Source organism: Methylobacterium marchantiae (genome assembly GCF_042679825.1).
GTDB lineage: Bacteria > Pseudomonadota > Alphaproteobacteria > Rhizobiales > Beijerinckiaceae > Methylobacterium > Methylobacterium marchantiae.
In genome coordinates, this window is the sequence record NZ_JBHTND010000003.1 from 21,212 (window position 1) to 40,156 (window position 18,945).

Consider the following 18,945-nt stretch of genomic DNA (forward strand, 5'->3'; position numbering starts at 1 on the left):
CTTTCCCTCATCCGACCGTCACGACGGTCCGGCCGCGGGTCCGCCCTTCGAGGATGTCTTCGGCGAGCTTTCCGACCTCGGAGAGCGGCACCGTGCTCGTCATCGTGGCGAGGAGATTCCGGTCGAGGTCGCGCGCGATCCTGGCCCATGCCTCCCTGCGCTTGGGCAAGGGCGTGGTGACGCTGTTGATGCCGAACAGCGTCACCCCGCGCAGGATGAACGGCGCCACCGAGGTCGGCAGGTCCATGCCGCCTGCCAGACCGCAGGCGGCGATGGCGCCGTCGGCCTTGGTCGAAGCGAGGAGATTGGCGAGGGTCGTCGACCCCACGGCATCGATGCCGGCCGCCCAGCGCTCCTTCGCCAGGGGCTTGCCGGGATTGGAGAGCTCGGCGCGGTCCAAAATCTCGGCGGCGCCCAGCGATTTCAGGTAATCCGCTTCGCCCGCCCGGCCGGTGACGGCGATGACGTGCCAGCCGGCCTTGGCGAGGAGCGCCACGGCCACCGAGCCGACGCCGCCGGATGCGCCGGTGACGATGGCCGGCCCGTCGGACGGCGTCAGGCCATGGGCGTCGAGGGCCATGAGGCAGAGCATGGCGGTGTAGCCGGCCGTGCCCACGGCCATCGCTTCCTCGGGCTTCAGCCCGTCCGGCAGCGGCACCAGCCAGTCGCCCTTCACCCGCGCGCGTTCGGCATAGGCGCCGAGATGGCTCTCACCGACGCCCCAGCCCGTGAGCACCACGGCATCGCCGGCCTTGTAGCCGGGATGGTCCGAACGCTCGACGATGCCGGAGAAGTCGATGCCGGGGATCATCGGGAAGCGGCGAACGACGGGCGAGCGCCCGGTCATCGCCAGCCCGTCCTTGTAGTTGAGGGTCGAGTGGGTGACCCGGACCGTGACGTCCCCGTCCATGAGGTCGGCCTCGTCGAAATCCGTGAAGCGGAGCGTCTGGCCCGCTTCGCCTTTCTCGACCACCCATGCCTTGAACGTCGCCATGTCGGTGCATCTCCTCTCGGTTCTGGGGAGACCTGTGGCGCACCTGGCCTGAATCAAGACGGCCCCGAGCGCGGATGCGCCCGGGGCCGTGGCGGCGATCTGGCTCGTTGGCTCAGTAGCCGTCGTAGATGCTGCCGCTGGAGAAGCCGAGGCCGACGCCCACATCGGCCGAGCTGGCGCCGGCGATGCTCAAAGCGTCCGGGAGCGAGCTGCCAAGGCGGGGGCCATAGGAGCCGGCATAGCCGCCGCCGTAGCCGCCACCGCCATAACCGCCGCCGCCATGGGCCGGAACCCAGCCGGACCGGCCGCGCGCGACGAGGACGGTGCGCTGGACGCTGGCATACTCGGCGGGGATCGTCTCCGGGATGGTCTGGCCGGGCTGGGCGAGGACGCGGCGATGGCGCACGGCGAAGCGCGGCGGGATGTTCACCCAGCAGCCGATCATCTCGCCATAGGCATCGCGACGAGTCTGCCAGACGCGGCCGCCCGGCGAGACCTGGACCTGCTCGGCGACGGTCTCGAAGACCGGCGGGATGGAACGGTAGACCGTCCGCGCGGGCCGGACGAGAACGCGCTCGGACACGGTGTCGTAGACCGGCGGGGTGTTGACATGGCGGTAGCATTCGGCGCCGCCGCAGCCGCCGGCCTGGGCCGATGTGGCGAGGACGGAGGCACCGAGGGCGGCGGCGAAAAGGGTCAAACGGGCGACCGGCGCGGTCATGACGGAATCCTCGACACTGAAATGCGATGTGATCGGTGCGCGGCCACTGACGGCACGCACCCCTCGACGCATTAGAGGCGGTCAAGTTGCGCTCGGAGCAAGCTGTATCGGAGATCAGGGTAAAATTAACCCTGGCTTAAGACTACGCAGATCTGACTCTGCTTAAGTAAAGCCGTCGCTCAAGATTCACGCGTGGTTAAAGCGATCTCAGGTCTGGCCGCGTTTGAGCTGATAGAAGATGTGCCGGCCGATCACGTCCATCTTCTTCAGGCGCCGCGACCAGCCGGGCTTCACGTAGTCGGCATGGTAATGCGTGGCCCCGCCGACCTCGCTGAGATACGTGCGTCCCTCGATGACCGCGCTGGCGATCCGGGTCGCGCTCTGCCAGGACGGGCCGTCGGTGATGCGCAGCGACTTGCCTTCGCAGGCGAAGGAGAATTGGCAGCCCATGTAGCGGTGCCGGTTCTGGTAGACCACGCCGCAGACATTCGACGGGTAGAGCCCGCTCTTGACGCGGTTGAGGATCACCTGCGCGACGGCGGCCTGCCCGTCCTCCGGCTCGCTGCGCGCCTCGAAATAAACCGCCTCGGCGAGGCAGCGCTGCTCGCGGTCCATGGCGTCGGGGACGATGAGGTCGGCGTAGCGATGCCGGGCGTCGTCGGGCGTGGTTTCGGCGCCGCCGATGCCGAGATCCTTGCGCGGCGAGAATCCCGGGATCATCAGACTCGCGGCGGCCACCTCGATCGGCGTGGCATCGGCCGGTGCCGGTGTGGTCGAGGACAGGGCGATGGCGCGCGGGATCGCGGGCGTGGCACCGTCGGAAGGCTCCTCGCCCTCCTCGGCACCGTTCGCTTGCGAGGGTGGCATGAAGCCGTTGGTCGGTTCGAGATCCGGAGTCCAGATCGCGGAGCCGGGGATGAGGCGGTCCGCATCCATCTCGGTCAGACCGACATTGAGCAGGGTCGCCGCAGTGTCGTGCGGCCCGCGCGCGGCATGGTTCGGATAGAGCCGCTCCGTCGCCTTCGCATCGGAGCGTCGACGGGTGCCGGGGGTGTCGGGCGAAAGCTGCAGGGCGATCCGTGCCCCATGCGACTCCTCGCGGCCGTGAAACGAAGTGTCGGTCCCGGCCGTGGCGGTGAACGACACGACGAAACCCATCGCCAATGTCCAGGGGACCGTTGAAGCCCGGAGCCAGTGCCTGCGGGAAGGACGGCGAACGCGTCTCGTACTCACGACCAACCCAACCCACCCATGGACCACGACGCGTCGGTCCCTGCTTCGGGGAGCGACGAGAATGATCCGAACTATCGGGTGTTATGGTTGCGAGTGTCTTAAGACGATCCGTTCGACCCGGATCGGTCAGAAGCTTCCCGGTCGTCCATGGGTCACCGCCAGGGCCCCCACGAGGGAATGGACGCTGGACCGCCCCTTCTCGCCGGAGATCCGCTCGGCATCGGCACTGCTCTGGGTCGCGACGGCGAAGACCAGGAGCGCGACTGTCGCAACGCCGCCCAGCGTCGCGACGAGCCAGAGATAGGCCTGCTGCACCGCCCGAGATACGGGGACGGAGACAGGGGTCTCGTTCATGAATAAGGGGGTCGGGCTCGAGTCGCTCATGGTCGGCATTCCCGCGCGTATTACTCGCCGTCCCACCAAGCCGGGAGCGTCGTCGCGCTTCGGTCTGGCACTAGCACTCAACGTGCCCGCACGACATCGGTTCACCGGGTTTTCAAAGATTTGTTCAACGAAATCTTTCGCGGCAGGATTCGCAAGAAAAAGGGCGGCCTGGAGCCGCCCTTCCGTCGCATGGTCGCTTCGAGAGTCAGGCCGATCAGCCGGCCGTCTTGTTCCGGCTCGCGAGAGCGGCCTGGGCCGCCGCGAGACGGGCGATCGGCACGCGGTAGGGCGAGCAGGACACGTAATCGAGCCCGACTTCCTGGCAGAAGCCGATCGAGGCGGGATCGCCGCCATGCTCGCCGCAGATGCCGAGCTTGATGTCGGGGCGGACCGCCCTGCCCCGCTCGACGCCGATACGGACCAGCTCGCCCACGCCTTCCTGATCGATCGAGATGAACGGGTCGGCGGTGAGAATGCCCTTCTGGGTATAGGCCCCGAGGAACGTCGCCGCGTCGTCGCGCGAGATGCCGAGCGCCGTCTGCGTCAGGTCGTTGGTGCCGAAGGAGAAGAACTCGGCGGTCCTGGCGATGTCGCCGGCGCGCAGGGCCGCGCGGGGCAGCTCGATCATCGTGCCGACCTGATAGGACAGGGTCGCGCCGGTTTCCTCGGTGACGGCCTTCGCCATGGCGTCGATGCGCGCCTTGACGATGTCGAACTCCATCTGGGTGAAGACCAGCGGCACCATGATCTCGGCCGTGACGGGGGCGTCCGTCTCCTTGGCGGCCTGCACGGCGGCCTCGAAGATGGCGCGGGCCTGCATCTCCGCGATCTCCGGGAAGGCGATGGCGAGGCGGCAGCCGCGGAAGCCGAGCATCGGGTTGAACTCGTGGAGCTCGGTCATCCGGCGGCGGAGCTTCTCCTCCGACACGCCGGTGCTCTTGGCGACGTCCTGCACCTCGGCATCGGTATGCGGCAGGAACTCGTGCAGCGGCGGATCGAGCAGACGGATCGTCACCGGAAGGCCGGACATGATCGTGAACAGCTCGACGAAGTCCTGGCGCTGGTAGGGCAGGATCTTGGCCAGTGCCGAGCGCCGGCCCTCGACGTCGTCGGCCAGGATCATCTCGCGCACGGCGACGATGCGGTCGCCCTCGAAGAACATGTGCTCGGTGCGGCACAGGCCGATGCCCTCGGCGCCGAAGTTGCGGGCGGCGCGGGCGTCGGTGGGCGTGTCGGCATTGGTGCGCACCTTCATGGTGCGGACCTTGTCGGCCCAGCTCATCAGGGTCGCGAACTCGCCGGAGAGCGAGGGCTCCAGCATCTTCACTTCACCGAGCAGGACCTGTCCGGTCGAGCCGTCGATGGTGATCTTGTCGCCGGCCTTCAGGGTGGTGCCCGCCACCGTGAGGGTGCCGGCCTTGTAGTCGACGCGGATAGTGCCGCAGCCGGAGACGCAGGGCTTGCCCATGCCGCGCGCGACCACGGCGGCGTGCGAGGTCATGCCGCCGCGGGTGGTGAGGATGCCTTCCGAGGCGTGCATCCCGTGGATGTCCTCGGGGCTCGTCTCGATGCGCACCAGGATACACTTGCGCTCGGCCTTGCGGGCGGCCTCGGCATCCTCGGAATTGAACACGATCTCGCCGGTGGCGGCACCCGGCGAGGCCGGCAGGCCGGAGGCGATGACCTTGCGCTCGGCCTTCGGGTCGATGGTCGGATGGAGGAGCTGGTCGAGGGCGGCGGGCTCGACCCGGCCGATCGCCTCCTCCTCGGTGATCAGGCCCTCGGCGGCGAGATCCACGGCAATGCGCAAAGCCGCCTTGGCGGTGCGCTTGCCGTTGCGGGTCTGGAGCATCCAGAGCTTCCCGCTCTCGATGGTGAACTCCATGTCCTGCATGTCGCGGTAATGGGTCTCGAGGAGACCATAGATCCGCACCAGCTCGGCATAGGATTCGGGCATCGCCCGCTCCATCGACGGCTTCTCGGACTTGGCCTCGATCCGCGCCTTCTCGGTAATGTCCTGCGGCGTGCGGATACCCGCCACCACGTCCTCGCCCTGGGCGTTGATCAGGAACTCACCGTAGAGCGCGCGCTCACCGGTGGAGGGGTTGCGGGTGAAGGCGACGCCGGTGGCCGAGGTGTCGCCCATGTTGCCGAACACCATGGCCTGGACGTTGACCGCCGTGCCCCAGCTCTCGGGGATGTTGTTGAGCTCGCGGTACTTCTTCGCGCGGGGGATCATCCAGGAATTGAACACCGCGCCGATGGCGCCCCAGAGCTGGTCCTCGGCGCCCTGCGGGAAGTCCGAACCATGCTCGTCGCGGACGATCTTCTTGTAGAGACCGATCATGTGCTTCCAGTCCTCGGCACCGAGTTCGGTGTCGAGATTGAAGCCCTTGGTCTCCTTGTAATGCTCCAGCGCCTCCTCGAAGGCGTGATGCTCCACGTCGAGCACCACGTTCGAGTACATGGTGATGAAGCGGCGGTAGGAATCGTAGGCGAAGCGCGGATCGCCGGCGCCTTCGGCCAGGGCCTCGACGGTGACGTCGTTCAGGCCGAGATTGAGCACCGTGTCCATCATGCCCGGCATGGAGGCGCGGGCGCCCGAGCGGACCGAGACGAGGAGCGGGTTCTTCGGATCGCCGAAGCCGCGGCCGGTGAGTGCCCCGACGGCGTCGAGGGCGGCCTGGACCTCGGATTTCAGTTCCTGCGGATACTGACGACCATTGTCATAGTACCAGGTGCAGACTTCCGTCGTGATGGTGAAGCCGGGAGGAACCGGCAGGCCGAGATTCGACATCTCGGCGAGGTTGGCACCCTTGCCTCCGAGGAGGTTGCGCATGGACGACTGGCCTTCGGCCTTGCCGTCGCCGAAAGAGTAGACCCACTTCGCCATCGTCATCGATCCGCTTGCAACAGTGAGGGACGCAGTGCCCGTTGACGCCCCGTTGGACCATCCCATGCTGCAATGCAAGATGAACGCCTGAGCCCGGCGCCTCCGCTGTACACCACGGTGAATCCGCCCGTCATCGAGTGGCCGCGAAACCCAGGTCCATCCACAGGGTCCGGCCATGTCCTACGACACTGCGCGCAAAACGCCCAGGCGTTCGCTCAGGCTCGGATGAGAGAGACCACCACATTGTAACGGGCCGATCACCGCGCGAGCGGGGTCCGGACTTCTACGCCCCCGCAGAGGACATGGAAGATCGAGGATCGTCGCCCGCTCCGCCGAGCGGGTCCGATCACATCATCTCGGCGATCTGTTCAGACCCGATACTTGCCGTTGCGCTTCACCAGGACCCGCGTGCCGACGGGGACACGTTCGAACAGGTCGACGATGTCCTCGTTGAGCATGCGCACGCAACCGGACGACATCTGCTCGCCGATGCTCCAGGGCTCGTTGGTGCCGTGGATGCGGAACAGGATGTCCCGGTTGTTCTGGTAGAGGTAGAGCGCGCGGGCGCCGAGCGGGTTGTCGACGCCGCCCTTGCGGGTCCGCGGCAGGTCGGGGTTGAGCGAGACCATCGTGGTGGTGGGGCTCCAATCCGGCCAGGTTCCCTTGCGTCCGACCTTGGCCTCGCCCTTCCAGGAAAAGCCGAGCTTGCCGACACCGATGCCGTACTGGCGGGCGGTGCCGTCCTCCTGAACCAGGGCGAGCTGCCGATTGTCGATATCGACCACGATCGTGCCCGGGCGTTCCGCGCCGGTGTAGCGGACGACCTGCCGGCGGTATTTCGGGTCGAGCCGGGACGTGTCCACCAGCGGAACGTCGAAGGGCTTGTCGGGCATCGAACCAGTATACCAGGCCGCCTCGTCATCCTGCGCGACGGTCATCGGGCCGCGGGAATTGCACGCGGCCAATGGAGCGATGACGAGCAGGCTGAGAAGAACGCGGCGGATATGCATCGATGGCTCCACGAGAGTGGTCGTCGGGCGGATCATTGCCCTCATGACTACCCGCCGTGGACCGCCGATGTTGTGTCTTTCCCGCCGCAGCCGGTGGGAACCTGTCCATCCCACCGGGTTTACGAGAGGTCGTGTTCGTGGATCCAGCCCGTCCAGCTCGGCTGGGCTCGCGTATTCGGCACGCTGACGCCGAGCCATCTTCCCTCCCGCTCGATCGGTTCCACGAGGGTCCCGGCGGGCAGCAATCCGACCAGCGGAGAGGTCGTGCGCGATCTGAGATCGAGCCCTTCGCCGACGGCGACCGTGGGGCCGGTCCCGTGTCACGCAGCTTCGGTTTTCCGGCATGCCACGCCACTTTGTCGAAGCTCAGGCATTGGATCACCGACCCGTCGCGGTCGATGACGAGGTGAGCGGACGAACCCTCGTTATCCTTGCGGCGGGATCATTCGGCGCTTTTCTGCGCGCCGCCGCCAGACAGGAAGGTTTCAGCGATGGCCGATACCCAGACCCTCACCGTCTCCGACATTGAGGAATCGCTCGCCGCCCTGGGGCCGGCCATCCATCTCGACCATTGCGTGATCCACGTGTCCGATTGGGCGCGGTCCACCGCCTTCTATCGCGACGTGATGGGGGCCGAGATCGTGCCGAACGGGAAGGGTTTCGTCTACCGGTTCGGCGGCGTGCAGTTGAACGTGCACGGCCCCGGCCTGTCGCCCAAGCCGCTGGCAGAACATCCGGTCATGCCCGGCGGCAGCGATCTCTGCTTCCGCTGGTCGGGCCCGATCGAGGGCGCGATCGCCCATCTCGCAGCGAACGGCGTGCCGGTGGAGCTCGGCCCCGTGGAGCGCAACGGCGCGGCCGGGTCCGGGATCAGCGTCTATTTCCGCGATCCGGACGGGTCGCTGATGGAGTTCATCACCTATCCGGCCGAATGAGGGCGCCGGCTCATCCGCGGCGTTCGGCCAGTTGCTGATTGGTGTGCTCGAGTCTCAAAGCGAGCTCGCGCATGACGGCGATACTGATCTGCGGGAACTGCGCCAGCAATTCGAGGAAGACGGTGCGGTCGATCCGCAGGGCCGTGACGGCGGTCTCCGCCTGGACGGTGGCCGAGCGGGGCTGGTCCGCGAGGATACCCATCTCTCCGACGAGGGCGTTCGGCCCGAGAAGCGCGAGGCGGAACGAGCCATACGACCCGTCGATGGTGACGGCGGCCGAGCCCTCCAGGATGAGATAGGCAGCATCGGCGACGTCGCCGCGGGCGAATAGCTGCTGATCGGCCTCGAAATGGACCCGCTCGCTGGTGAAGGCGAGGAGTTTGAGACGCGATGGCTCGACCCCGCGAAACAGCGGCACCTGGCGCAGCGAGGATACCTCTGTATCGAGTGTCATTCTGAACGCTCCGGTCGCGGGCGCCGCGTGGCGGCCGCCTTCATCGCGCGCATCCATGCGGGTTGCCCGGGCATTGTCCAGCCCGGTTCGAATTCGAGGCACACCGCCGTCTGATCGGGTACGGCCGTGAACGGCTTGGCCATAGGGATCCCGGCGGGTTCCGCGTTCCAATCCAGCACGCACGTTTTGCCGCACCCGAATCGATGACGACCAATGATGGAGCGCGCTGGGCGAGATGGAGAATGGCTTTTGTCTTCGGCAACGCTCGCAGAGGAACCATCGATATTGGCGAAGGTTGTCCTGTTCGAGAACCCATGCTGAGGAGGCGCTGATGGCATCAGGAAATTCTACCTCGAAGCGAGGTTTTGCATCGATGGATCTGGAGCGGCAACGCGAGATCGCGAGCAAAGGTGGTCGTAGCGTACCTGCGGAAAAGCGTTCTTTTTCCCAGGATCGCGAACTGGCTTCTTCGGCTGGACGCAAGGGCGGACAGTCGACTGGTCCCGGACGGCCCGGCGAAGACTAGCAGACTTATTCTGAGACGAGCGAGGCGCGCGCCGGTTTCCGGCCCGCGCCTTTCTTTTTGGCTATGCCGTTCCGTGAGACTGAGGCTGCAACGAAAAAACCCTTCGCTCGACGCGAAGGGCTATCGATAGACCGGAACCTGCGGGTACGTCGCCGAGGTTTAGGCGATGCAACGTCCGGGGATCATGCGCCGCGCTTCCGGGCCGGCAAGCGAGCTGATCGCACCTTCGCAGCCATCGCGCATCGTCCGGCGAGGCTTCAATGCGGGCTTCTCGTTCAGAACCGTGTTCTGATCTTCCGAGACCGCCGGGCTCTTCCGCTCGGTCGAGCGGGCGGTCGCTTCACGAACGGTCGTCGCCGCCGAGATGGCAGGTTGCTGGGAGATGTAGGCTGTCGCGAAACTCGTCTTGCTGACAGAGATCGGTGGCGAGCGAAGGTCGGCTTCGCGCTGGATCACCGGATGCATCAGCGTTGCGATGAGGGCAGCCGGTCCAGTGACGCTGAGGATGAAGCCAGACCGAAGCATCGTCGTAATCTCCAAACGGAGCTTGACAGGATGCTCGACAACGCAGCCAAATCCTCGCCGGTTCCTCGACTGGTCTAAAAACTTTACGGTCAGTAAAAATAGGCTTCGATATTGCAAAAAATCTCGGCCATTCGCGAGTCGTTCGGTAAAGGATGTGACTGAAAAACCACGTCAATCCGTAAAGCGAAGGGTATCGCATTTTTTGGAACCGTGTTGCATTCCATCCGTTAACAGATCACCCGGCCGCCTGGTCCTCCCCCCGCATTCCCCTTGTGCATTGGCCGGAAACTTTTCACGGGCCGGACATCTGTCCGGCCCGTTTTTCGTCGGGCCAAGTCTTCCGGCGTTCACTGGCCGAGCATCTTGGAACCGGCCTCGCGAAAACGAAAAGCCCCGGCTCCGTGCCGGGGCTTCCGTCGATCGACAGTCAAGGACCGCCTGGGTCCGGCGGTCGGTCGCGCAGGATCAGGCCGTCTTCTCGCGCCGACGGGCACTCTGCTGGAAGAACAGCGCCTGGCTGATCACGGCGGAGACGTTGGCGGGCTGGAACGGCTTCGCGATCAGGAAGGCGGGCTCCGGCCGCTCGCCGGTGAGGAAACGCTCCGGATAAGCGGTGATGAAGATCACCGGAACCTCGAACGTCTTCAGCAGATCGTTGACCGCATCGAGGCCGGACGAACCATCGGCGAGTTGAATGTCCGCGAGGATGAGACCGGGACGTGAGCCTTCCGAAGCGATTTTGATCGCCTCGGTCCGCGTCCGGGCGACGCCGATCACGTTGTGGCCGAGACCCTCCACGAGGGCTTCGAGGTCCATCGCGATCAGCGGCTCGTCCTCGATGATGAGGATTTCGGTGGCCATGTCGGCCGCGAGTTCGCGGCCGGCCTCGTCGACGAGGTCGCGCACTTGGCTGACGTCGACTTCGAGGATGACGGCCGCGTCTTCTTCCGAGAAGCCTTCCAGGCACGACAGCAGGAATGCCTGGCGCGGCAGCGGCGTGATCTGGCCGAGGCGCACCTCGGCGGGGAGATCGTGCTGAACCTGATCGCTCTGGCCGTTGACGGAAAGGGAATTCCAAATGCGCGTATAGACGCGGAAAAGGTCGGCCTTGACGTTGGTGCTGCGTCCGAGCGTATCCGGCTCGTTGACGAGCGTCTCGAGCGTCGCCGCCACATATGCATCGCCGGCGACCTGGCTGCCGGTCAGTGCCCGCGCATACCGGCGCAGGTACGGCAGGTGTTGCACGACGAGTTGAGCTGTCGACATTAGATCCCCTTGGCTCTGCCGTTCTTTATGATCGCCACCGCCACAACGCGGACCGATCGGCTCTGTTCCGCAAGCCCGGAACCGATTGTATGGCACCGCGTTGCAGGTGCAGCCATGACTTATGTCAAGCCGCAAAACAATCGCGGCGATGCCAGCCGATGGCATCGAGGGGATAACCGAATGGACGACGACGAGACAGGCCGTGTCTCCATCACGGAGATGCGATCAGAGCGGGAACATGAGGTGAAGCAGGACAACACCGAGCCCCACCGATTGAGCGACCTGACTCAGAAGCGGATCGGTATGCACCTGCGCGCCATGTACGACACCATCGTTCAGCAGCCGGTTCCGGATCGCTTCCGTGACCTGATCGCTCAGATGGATGAATCCTCCAGTCGATCCCTCGACGAGGTTTGAGTTACGGCAGTCCCGCCAAGGCAGAAGTGCGCATCGGCACAGTGTAGATCTGCAGAGCCGCGGGAACTTGAGAAAGCCGCCGGATCGATCCGGCGGCTTTCCCTTTCGTTCAAGCCTTCGGCACTCCCATGCCGATGATCGTGATCGTCAAAGTGTCGGCGAGCGGCCGCGCATCAGGCCGACGACGGCCGATATGGCGAACAGCACGATGGCGACGAAGAAGACGAGCTTCGCGGCTTCCATCGCCGTGCCGGCAATACCGCCGAAACCAAGCAGAGCGGCCACGAGAGCCACGACGAGAAATGTTACGGCCCAACCGAGCATTTGCGTAATCCTTGTGACGCTGGCGCGACCTGTGCCGCGACCTCATGACAGCAATAACGCCAAGTTATCCGCCCGGTTCCTGACTTCGACACAAAGCCGACACGATTGCTTTTCCGAGGTGGGGAGACTCGCGCCGGACCGATATGGTTACTTCGGATGCAGGGATGTCGGTGCCGGGAATTGTCTCCTGTCCCGGCATGCGGCCGACGTCATCGTTCGCCAGATCGCCGGGTAACAACAGGTCGTCGTCCCGGCCACCGCACACGCGAGATGCGTCAAATCGACGGGTATATCGACGGGTATCTTGCAGGCGCGCGAGGGATCACCCCAGATAGCTGTTGACGCGGATGTGGAACCCGGTGTCCGATGTCGCGTTCGTCACCTGTTCCCGAGCACGGATACGTTACGATGAGAGAGTCGACGGCCGGATCCCTAGCAAGGCGCTTCCTCGATGCAGTCGCTGCCGCGGCCCGTGGAATTGTCCAGGCGGTCGAAGGTACTCTTCCTGCGCCGCAACCGGTACCGGTCCGCGTCCGTCCCCAGCGTCGGCGCTGATCCTCGTAGATCAGTAGGTCAGTGTGGAGCGAAGACCGAAGACCGCTCCACCCTTGATCCGCTTGTTGGGAAACGACGGGTCCACGATCCCTCCGCCCGGATTGAAGACGTATTGGATGTCGGGCTGGATGATCCAACCCGGCGCCACCGCGATCTGATACGTGACTTCGATCGTCGCCTCGTAGCTGCGAACGAGTTGGAAACCGGCGTCGAGAAAGACGCGATCCTGGTTGGAGCGCCGGGCGCTGTCACTGATGCGTGCGTAGATGAAGCTGAGGCCGAATGCGTCCTTGGGGCGGCCCGGCACCATCCCGGCGACCACCACTCCACCATCCGCCCACAGATCGATGAGGTTTCGATCCGAAGGACTCGACGAGATACGCGTATAGGCGAAGATGCCATCGCTCTCGCTGCCTCCCTCGGGTCTGTACAGTTGCTGGTCGACGACCGCATAGACGCCGCTCGTGCCGGCGTGGCGTCTGACTGTGCCGGTGCTGCGAGGGCTTGCGAGAGGCAGTCCCGCGCGATCGTAGCGATAATCGTCGAAGCGTCCGAAGTGCTGGTATCCGCCGAGCTTGATGCTTCCCGGGAGTTCGTCTGTCTTCGAGGTCGAGCGCAATTGCACTTCGCCCATGACCAGGGGCGCATCGTTGAGCCGAAAGTTCAGTCCGGTCCGATTGACGCTCGCCTGATCGCCGGGATCGCCGTTGAAGACGGCGAGGAGCGCGCTCACCGAGGCGTCCGGCGTCCAGCGAAGCCGCATGCCCGGAGTCGAGAGCGGATAGGCCGGACCTCCGCTCGGCAGGTTGGCCCCGGTGATGGTCGGCCAGTCGTTGCTGAGGAAGATCTTGCCGGTCTCGGAAGAGAAGAATTCGCCGTCCGCCACGAGTTGGCCGATGCGTAGGCTCAGCTGCTGGTCCGCCGAATTCCGCTCCAGCCAGAGTTCCGACAGGCGCGTCGACGGATAGGCTTCGATGTTGCTGACCGTGATCAGCCGCTGGAAGCTGCGATCGCGCAGGCCGCCCGTGTCGTGGATCTGGAAGACGTTGGCAAAGCCGCTCCAGCCCGTCCAGCCGGCAAGGCGGTCGAGATCGAGGGTCACGGCCGCCTCGAACTTGCCGGCATGGATCGGGCCTTGCCGGACGCCGCCGGCCACATTGCCGAGAACCTCGTTCGTGTAGAGCAGGTTGTAGGTGATGCCGCGTGCCGCGAGCAGGCTGCGGAACCCGCCGGGGTCGCCGAACGCGCCGAGGGAGGACTGGATCGAGGGCGGACGGTCCGGCTCGAGGGGCGCCGATTGCGCCGGTCGATCGTCCAGGGCCCCCGTCTCGACAGGCTCGGAGCGAGCGGAGGAGGCCGCGAGGATGATGGCGGCCGCCACCATCCCCTGCCGTCTCATTCTCCGAAATTCGACCCTCCCGATACTCATCATTACTGCCTCGTCGCGATAGTATAGCTGGTGCTATATTGTTGGGCAAAGCTCTCCCTCCCGATGCCGCGATGCGGTTCGGTCGGGACGTCGCGGGACTATCTCCGCCCGCCTGCCTTCAGGGCAGCGGGCGGTCGCTCGGGCCGATCAGGCTCCGGTGACGACGTCGACCAGGAGCTTGATGTTGAGGACGATGATGATGCCGGCGATCACCCAGGCGGTGAGTTTCAGCCAGGAGGGGATCACCAGCGCTCCCATCTTCTCCCTGTCCGAGACGAAGCGGACGAGGGGAACGACGGCGAAGGGCAATTGCATGGACAGGACGACCTGACTGAGAACCAGCAGGCGCGCCGTTCCCGCCTCGCCGTAGAGGCCCGTGACGATGACGACGGGCACGATGGCGATGCCGCGCGTGATGAGGCGCCGGGCCCAGTCGGGAATGCGCAGGCGCAGGAAGCCTTCCATGATGATCTGGCCGGCCAGCGTCGCGGTGACGGTGGAGTTCAGGCCGGAGGCGAGAAGGGCCACGGCGAACAGCGTGGATGCGATGCCGGCCCCGAGCAGCGGCGATAGCAGCTCGTAGGCCTGCTCGATCTCCTGGACATCGGTTCGCCCGGTGGAATGGAACACCGACGCGGCCATGATCAGGATGGCCGCATTGACGAAGAGCGCGAGCATCAGGGCGATGGTCGAATCGGTCACCGCGAAGCGCAGGGCGCCGCGGCGGCCTTCCTCGGTGCGGGGATAGGCCCGCGTCTGCACGATGGACGAATGTAGGTAGAGGTTGTGCGGCATCACCGTCGCGCCGATGATGCCGATGGCGATGTAGAGGGCGGCTGGGTTGGTGACGATCTCCGACGACGGGATGAAGCCCGCGAGTACGGCCTGGATCGGTGGCGCGGCGAGCGCGATCTGGATGCCGAAACAGACGAAGATCACCAGCAGCAGCGCGATGACGAAGGCTTCGAGCGCCCGGAAGCCACGCTTCATCAGGAGTAGGATCAGGAAGACGTCGAGGGCGGTGATGATTGCCCCGATGACGAGCGGAATGCCGAAGAGCAGCTTGAGGGCGATGGCGGTGCCGATCACCTCGGCGAGGTCGCAGGCGATGATCGCCGCTTCGCAGGCGATCCACAGGACGAAGCTCACCGGCCGGGGATAATGATCGCGGCAGGCCTGGGCGAGGTCGCGGCCGGTGGCGATGCCGAGCCGGGCCGACAGGGCCTGCAGCACGATCGCCATCAGGTTCGAGAGCAGGATGACGGCGAGCAGCGTGTAGCCGAACTGCGAGCCGCCCGCGATGTCGGTGGCCCAGTTGCCGGGGTCCATGTAGCCGACGGAGATCATGTAGCCCGGACCGAGGAAGGCGAGCAGGCGCCGCAGCCAGCTTCCATGGGTCAGCACGGGGACGCTGGCGTTCATGCGGCCGAGGCTCGGCTGTTCCCGGGTCTCGCGGCTGAAGCGCCACGCCCGATCGTCGTTGAGCCTGTCCATCCGTGGAAATCCGCCGAGCTGAGCCATGAGCGCTGCACTGCACCCGAATTGCCGTATAGCATCGGCTATAATGAAAAACAAAGGCTAAGAACGCCGGCGGACGTCGTGCCTCACCTGTCGGGCCGGCAGGGTTCCGGGGATGCCGAAACTCCCTCTCCCTTGCGACGTTCAGCATGTCCTGAGAACGACCCGGGATCGCGCCCGTTTGCCCACCGGACTCTTGCCCCTCGGTGGTCTGCCCCCGTTGCGAAGCGACCAGTGCGGGCCTTACGCAAGACGAGCGTCCTGCCGAGGGATTGCCGAAGGGTTGGGAAGACGATGCGGGTGACTGGCCCTGTGAGCACGAAGACGATCTTTGCGGCGCACAAGCGGGTCGCGGCTCCGGTGGTGGCCGGGCTCATCCTCGGCATCGGCGGGGTCGTCGCCGGGTCGAGCCTCGTTCAGGCCTCGGAGCGGGGCGGCATCTTCAGCTTCTTCGAGGAGATCTTTCGCGGACCCGCGGTCCAGCCCCAGGCCGCCCCGGCGCCCGTGGCGCGTCCGGCCCGTCCGCGCTACGCCTCTCTGCCCGATGCGCGCCGGGTCACGGTCGCCCAGTCCTTTCGCCAGACATATCGTCAGGCGCGTATCAAGCGCCCGGTCTCTCCTCGCCTGAGCCGTACGGCCTCGGCCGCCCTGACGGCCTCCGCGCTCGGCGCCCGTACGGTCTGCGTCCGCGCCTGCGACGGCTACCTGTTCCCGCTGGGGCGCCTGGCGTCACGCTCCGACGTTCCCGTCCACGAGGCGGCCTGCGCGGCGGCCTGCCCGAACGCCGCCATCAGCCTCTACACCCTCGGTGCCGGCGAGACCGATCTCGACCGCGCCATCGGCCTCGACGGGCGGCCCTATCGCACCCTTCAGGTGGCCAATCTCTACCGCACGAAGCGCGTCGACCAGTGCTCCTGCCAACCGGAAGGCGTCGCCGCCACGCCGCTGGCGATCGAGCATGATATGACCGCGCGGGTCGGCGATGTGGTCGCCACGCCGTCGAGTGCCCGCGTCGTCGTCTCCACCCGCCCGGGCGGGTTCAAGGTGGTGGATTTTCGCGAAGCGAGCGTCCTGTCGCGGCGCCAGCGCCGCAACATCGACCGTAAGATCGACGTCGTCCGGCGCGAGGCGGATGCCCGTGGCTCGGCGCAGGATATCCGTCAGGCCACCCGGACGCTCGACCGCGCCCCGCGCATCCGGGTCGCACAGATGGGCGACGTGAGCGGAACCGGCGGCTTCGGCATCGTTCAGCGCAGCCAGGACGACGACGCTGGATTCGCCGTCGTTCGCGTCGTGGTGCCCTCGCCCTTCACCCGTTGAGGCCTGGTCCGTTGTGGCAAGATCCGTTGTGGCATGCCGCATGATGGCTTAGGGGCGGACGCGACAGCGAACGTTCCGGGTACCGCATGACGAAGACCAGCGACGAGGGCGATACCAGGGCCGATCCGGGCTTCGACGGCGCGGCGCCGGCCAGCGGTGAGACGGTCGTCCTGACGCCGCTGGTGCGTCGGCGTGTCTGCCCGAATGGCAGTCCGTTCACGTCGAGCGGCACCTGCAGCTACATCGTCGGACGTGGCGAGGTGGCGATCATCGATCCGGGCCCCGCCGATCCCGCTCACGTCGCAGCCCTGGTCGCTTCGATCTCGGGTGAACGCCTCACCGCCATCGTCGTCACCCACACTCACCGCGATCATTCGCCCGGCGCACGGCTGCTCCAGGCCGCCACGGGGGCGCCCATCGTCGGTTGCGGTCCGCACCGCGCCGCGCGGGTCCTGGCCGAGGGCGAGTTTCCGCATCTCGATGCCAGCGCGGATCGCGACCACGCGCCGGATCGGCAGATGGTGCAGGGAGACATTCTGGAGGGACCGGGCTGGACGCTGGAGGCCGTGGAGACGCCCGGCCACACCATGAACCATCTCGCCTTCGCGCTGCCGGAGGAGACGGCCCTATTCTCGGGCGATCACGTGATGGCATGGTCCACCACCATCGTGGCGCCGCCCGACGGTTCGATGCGGGCCTACATGGCGTCGCTCGAGGCCCTGCGCGCCCGCGACGAGACGATCTACTGGCCCGGCCATGGCGGCCCCGTGCGCGATCCACGCCGGTTCGTACGCGGCCTCGCCGCCCATCGGCGCCAGCGCGAGACCGCGATCCGCGCACGGATCGAGGCCGGAGACCGCGACATCCGCGCCATCGTCGGGGTGATCTATCAGGGTCTGAGCGCGGCCCTGCAGGGCGCCGCGGCGCTCTCGGTCTTCGCCCATCTGGAGGACATGGTGGAACGGGGGATCGTGGTCACCGACGGTCCGTCGCGCCTCGACGGCGTCTACGCGCCGGCCTCGCCGCTCATTTGACGGCGATGGCGAGGTTGGCGACCTCGTCGAGATAGGACCTGATGCTGTCGGCATTGGCGCCGAAATCGCGGTCGCCGATACGGGAGGCCGAGCGCACGTCGATCCGCGCCCCGTCCGCTCTCGGCCGGACCCGCACGGTGACGTCGTTGGCGAGGTTCAGGATCAGCCCGCGCGTCACCGCCTCGATCCGCCCGTTTCCGACCCTTCCGCCCGGGCGGATCGCTTCGACGATCTGCCATTTCCGGTTCACCGCGGCCTTGCGGGCGAGTTCGAAGGCGGCGTTCGCGTCGAGGTCGAGGGTCAGCGGCGCGATCTGGACATAGGTCGCGCGCTGGGCCGCGCGTGCCTCCGGCCCCGGATCGGGCGGATAGCGGCCTTCCCGTGCGGCGAAGGCGGCCCGTGATCGCGAGAAAGCGGGGGGATTGTCGATATCGGTGGTCACGTCGGCGATGGCCGGAAGCCGCAGGCTGCGGATTCCGACGTAGGCCGGGTAGCCGAGGACGACGAGGGCGAGGAACAGGCCGGCGAGAGCGCCGCGCAACCCACGCGCGCCTTCGCGCCAGACCCGGACGAACGCGAAGAGCGAGAATGCGATGGCGATCAACGCCAGGACGAGGCCGGACCCCAGCGTCACCAGAGCGGGTCCCTCCTCCGCCCGCGGATCGCGCACGAGGACGAGGGCGAACAGAGTGACGAGGACGGACAGGATGGCGGTGCCGCGCGAGAGCGGGCCGGCGCGGGTGATGGGCTCCTCGATGAGCGAACGACGCATGATACGGATGAGATCGCTGTCCGGGAGATCGCCGCGCAGTCGGTAGATGGTATCCGCGCCTGGGCCCAAGCTTTACCGGGCCTCGCATTCCGACGCCACCCGCGAGTTGCGTCGGGCTTTCGATGCCGCCCGGTTCTGCTATAGCGGCCTTGACATGAGCCTCACCGCAGCGACCTGCACTCACGTGACCGACGGGCAAGCGGGAGACCCGCTGAGGGTCTGGTTCCGCTTCATCCGGCTCAACCGGCGGGTCACCGCAGCCATGGCGGCCGAATTGCGCAAGCTCGGCCTCTCGATCCCGCAATTCGACGTGCTCTCCACGCTCACCGAGCGCGAAGGACTGACGCAGCAGGACCTCGCCGCGCGGCTCTACGTCACGAAGGGCAACGTCTCGGGGCTGATCGACCGGCTCGTGGAGGCCGGCTTCGTCGAGCGTCACGCCATTCCCGGTGACCGGCGCTCGCACGCCCTCCACCTCACCCCGGCGGGCACCGAGATCGCGGCGCACGGCATCGCGGCACAGAAGGCCTATGTCGCCCGCACCCTCGGCACGTTGCCGCAGGAAGACATCGCGGCCTTCGAAGATCTCGTGCTGAAATGGCGCGACGTCGCCCGCGCCGATTCCGACGACTGAT

Annotated in this window: 19 protein-coding genes and 1 pseudogene; 6 read left to right on the forward strand and 14 right to left on the reverse strand. The window is 66.4% G+C overall.

The features are described 5' to 3' along the window. Positions 1 to 7: 7 nt before the first annotated feature. From acuI to ACFQ4G_RS02945, 7 genes and pseudogenes are all read right to left on the reverse strand, one after another. Positions 8 to 994, reverse strand: a complete 987-nt coding sequence (gene acuI, locus ACFQ4G_RS02915; RefSeq protein WP_238208591.1) for an acrylyl-CoA reductase (NADPH) — start codon at positions 992 to 994, stop codon at positions 8 to 10. Between the two features lie 112 nt (positions 995 to 1,106). Next, positions 1,107 to 1,715: a hypothetical protein gene (locus ACFQ4G_RS02920; protein WP_238208592.1), complete on the reverse strand. Its 609-nt coding sequence runs from the start codon at positions 1,713 to 1,715 to the stop codon at positions 1,107 to 1,109. A 207-nt stretch (positions 1,716 to 1,922) separates the two neighbouring features. Then, positions 1,923 to 2,873: a cell wall hydrolase gene (locus tag ACFQ4G_RS02925; protein WP_238208593.1), complete on the reverse strand. Its 951-nt coding sequence runs from the start codon at positions 2,871 to 2,873 to the stop codon at positions 1,923 to 1,925. 201 nt (positions 2,874 to 3,074) lie between these two features. After that, the gene (locus ACFQ4G_RS02930) at positions 3,075 to 3,302 is read right to left on the reverse strand and encodes a hypothetical protein (RefSeq protein ID WP_238208594.1); all 228 of its coding nucleotides are present in this window, start codon (positions 3,300 to 3,302) and stop codon (positions 3,075 to 3,077) included. Between the two features lie 244 nt (positions 3,303 to 3,546). Continuing rightward, a complete protein-coding gene (gene ppdK / locus ACFQ4G_RS02935; RefSeq protein ID WP_238208595.1) occupies positions 3,547 to 6,225 on the reverse strand; it encodes a pyruvate, phosphate dikinase in 2,679 nt (892 codons plus the stop codon). Between the two features lie 368 nt (positions 6,226 to 6,593). Continuing rightward, the gene (locus tag ACFQ4G_RS02940; RefSeq protein WP_379039665.1) at positions 6,594 to 7,235 is read right to left on the reverse strand and encodes a L,D-transpeptidase; all 642 of its coding nucleotides are present in this window, start codon (positions 7,233 to 7,235) and stop codon (positions 6,594 to 6,596) included. Continuing rightward, a pseudogene (locus ACFQ4G_RS02945) lies at positions 7,144 to 7,647 on the reverse strand (N-acetylmuramoyl-L-alanine amidase); the annotation flags it as partial. The gene ACFQ4G_RS02940 and the pseudogene ACFQ4G_RS02945, both read right to left, overlap by 92 nt. Positions 7,648 to 7,726: 79 nt before the next feature. On the opposite strand from ACFQ4G_RS02945, the gene ACFQ4G_RS02950 reads away from it, so the two are divergent. Continuing rightward, positions 7,727 to 8,170, forward strand: coding sequence for a VOC family protein (locus ACFQ4G_RS02950; RefSeq protein WP_238208597.1), 444 nt, complete (start codon positions 7,727 to 7,729; stop codon positions 8,168 to 8,170). 10 nt (positions 8,171 to 8,180) lie between these two features. Here the strand turns inward: ACFQ4G_RS02950 and ACFQ4G_RS02955 are convergent, their stop codons facing one another. Further along, on the reverse strand, positions 8,181 to 8,624 hold the full coding sequence (locus ACFQ4G_RS02955) for a cyclic nucleotide-binding domain-containing protein (RefSeq protein WP_238208598.1): 444 nt from the start codon (positions 8,622 to 8,624) through the stop codon (positions 8,181 to 8,183). A gap of 331 nt (positions 8,625 to 8,955) precedes the next feature. Here ACFQ4G_RS02955 and ACFQ4G_RS02960 point away from each other — a divergent pair, with 331 nt between their 5' ends. Further along, a complete protein-coding gene (locus tag ACFQ4G_RS02960; RefSeq protein WP_026597129.1) occupies positions 8,956 to 9,150 on the forward strand; it encodes a KGG domain-containing protein in 195 nt (64 codons plus the stop codon). Between the two features lie 159 nt (positions 9,151 to 9,309). Here the strand turns inward: ACFQ4G_RS02960 and ACFQ4G_RS02965 are convergent, their stop codons facing one another. Beyond that, on the reverse strand, positions 9,310 to 9,606 hold the full coding sequence (locus ACFQ4G_RS02965) for a hypothetical protein (protein ID WP_238208599.1): 297 nt from the start codon (positions 9,604 to 9,606) through the stop codon (positions 9,310 to 9,312). A gap of 534 nt (positions 9,607 to 10,140) precedes the next feature. Further along, positions 10,141 to 10,941, reverse strand: a complete 801-nt coding sequence (locus tag ACFQ4G_RS02970; protein WP_019904850.1) for a response regulator — start codon at positions 10,939 to 10,941, stop codon at positions 10,141 to 10,143. Positions 10,942 to 11,121: 180 nt separating this feature from the next. Between ACFQ4G_RS02970 and ACFQ4G_RS02975 the strand changes: the two genes are divergently transcribed. Further along, on the forward strand, positions 11,122 to 11,358 hold the full coding sequence (locus tag ACFQ4G_RS02975; protein WP_379039669.1) for a NepR family anti-sigma factor: 237 nt from the start codon (positions 11,122 to 11,124) through the stop codon (positions 11,356 to 11,358). A gap of 147 nt (positions 11,359 to 11,505) precedes the next feature. Here the strand turns inward: ACFQ4G_RS02975 and ACFQ4G_RS02980 are convergent, their stop codons facing one another. The 3 genes from ACFQ4G_RS02980 to ACFQ4G_RS02990 form a co-directional block, all read right to left on the reverse strand. Then, positions 11,506 to 11,682, reverse strand: coding sequence for a DUF1328 domain-containing protein (locus tag ACFQ4G_RS02980; RefSeq protein WP_007568853.1), 177 nt, complete (start codon positions 11,680 to 11,682; stop codon positions 11,506 to 11,508). A gap of 565 nt (positions 11,683 to 12,247) precedes the next feature. After that, positions 12,248 to 13,636: a carbohydrate porin gene (locus ACFQ4G_RS02985; protein WP_379039671.1), complete on the reverse strand. Its 1,389-nt coding sequence runs from the start codon at positions 13,634 to 13,636 to the stop codon at positions 12,248 to 12,250. 177 nt (positions 13,637 to 13,813) lie between these two features. Then, positions 13,814 to 15,160, reverse strand: coding sequence for an Nramp family divalent metal transporter (locus tag ACFQ4G_RS02990; protein ID WP_238203697.1), 1,347 nt, complete (start codon positions 15,158 to 15,160; stop codon positions 13,814 to 13,816). 336 nt (positions 15,161 to 15,496) lie between these two features. Between ACFQ4G_RS02990 and ACFQ4G_RS02995 the strand changes: the two genes are divergently transcribed. Both ACFQ4G_RS02995 and ACFQ4G_RS03000 read left to right on the forward strand, forming a co-directional pair. Then, complete coding sequence (locus ACFQ4G_RS02995; RefSeq protein ID WP_238203695.1) at positions 15,497 to 16,504, forward strand: DUF2865 domain-containing protein; 1,008 nt, start codon at positions 15,497 to 15,499, stop codon at positions 16,502 to 16,504. Positions 16,505 to 16,590: 86 nt separating this feature from the next. Further along, positions 16,591 to 17,538, forward strand: a complete 948-nt coding sequence (locus ACFQ4G_RS03000; protein WP_238203694.1) for an MBL fold metallo-hydrolase — start codon at positions 16,591 to 16,593, stop codon at positions 17,536 to 17,538. Here the strand turns inward: ACFQ4G_RS03000 and ACFQ4G_RS03005 are convergent. Then, positions 17,531 to 18,310 carry a DUF1499 domain-containing protein gene (locus ACFQ4G_RS03005; protein WP_238203692.1) on the reverse strand — a complete coding sequence of 260 codons (780 nt, stop codon included), beginning with the start codon at positions 18,308 to 18,310 and terminating at the stop codon, positions 17,531 to 17,533. The genes ACFQ4G_RS03000 and ACFQ4G_RS03005 overlap by 8 nt on opposite strands. Before the next feature lie 154 nt (positions 18,311 to 18,464). Between ACFQ4G_RS03005 and ACFQ4G_RS03010 the strand changes: the two genes are divergently transcribed. Further along, on the forward strand, positions 18,465 to 18,944 hold the full coding sequence (locus tag ACFQ4G_RS03010) for a MarR family winged helix-turn-helix transcriptional regulator (protein ID WP_238203690.1): 480 nt from the start codon (positions 18,465 to 18,467) through the stop codon (positions 18,942 to 18,944). Position 18,945 lies beyond the last annotated feature (1 nt).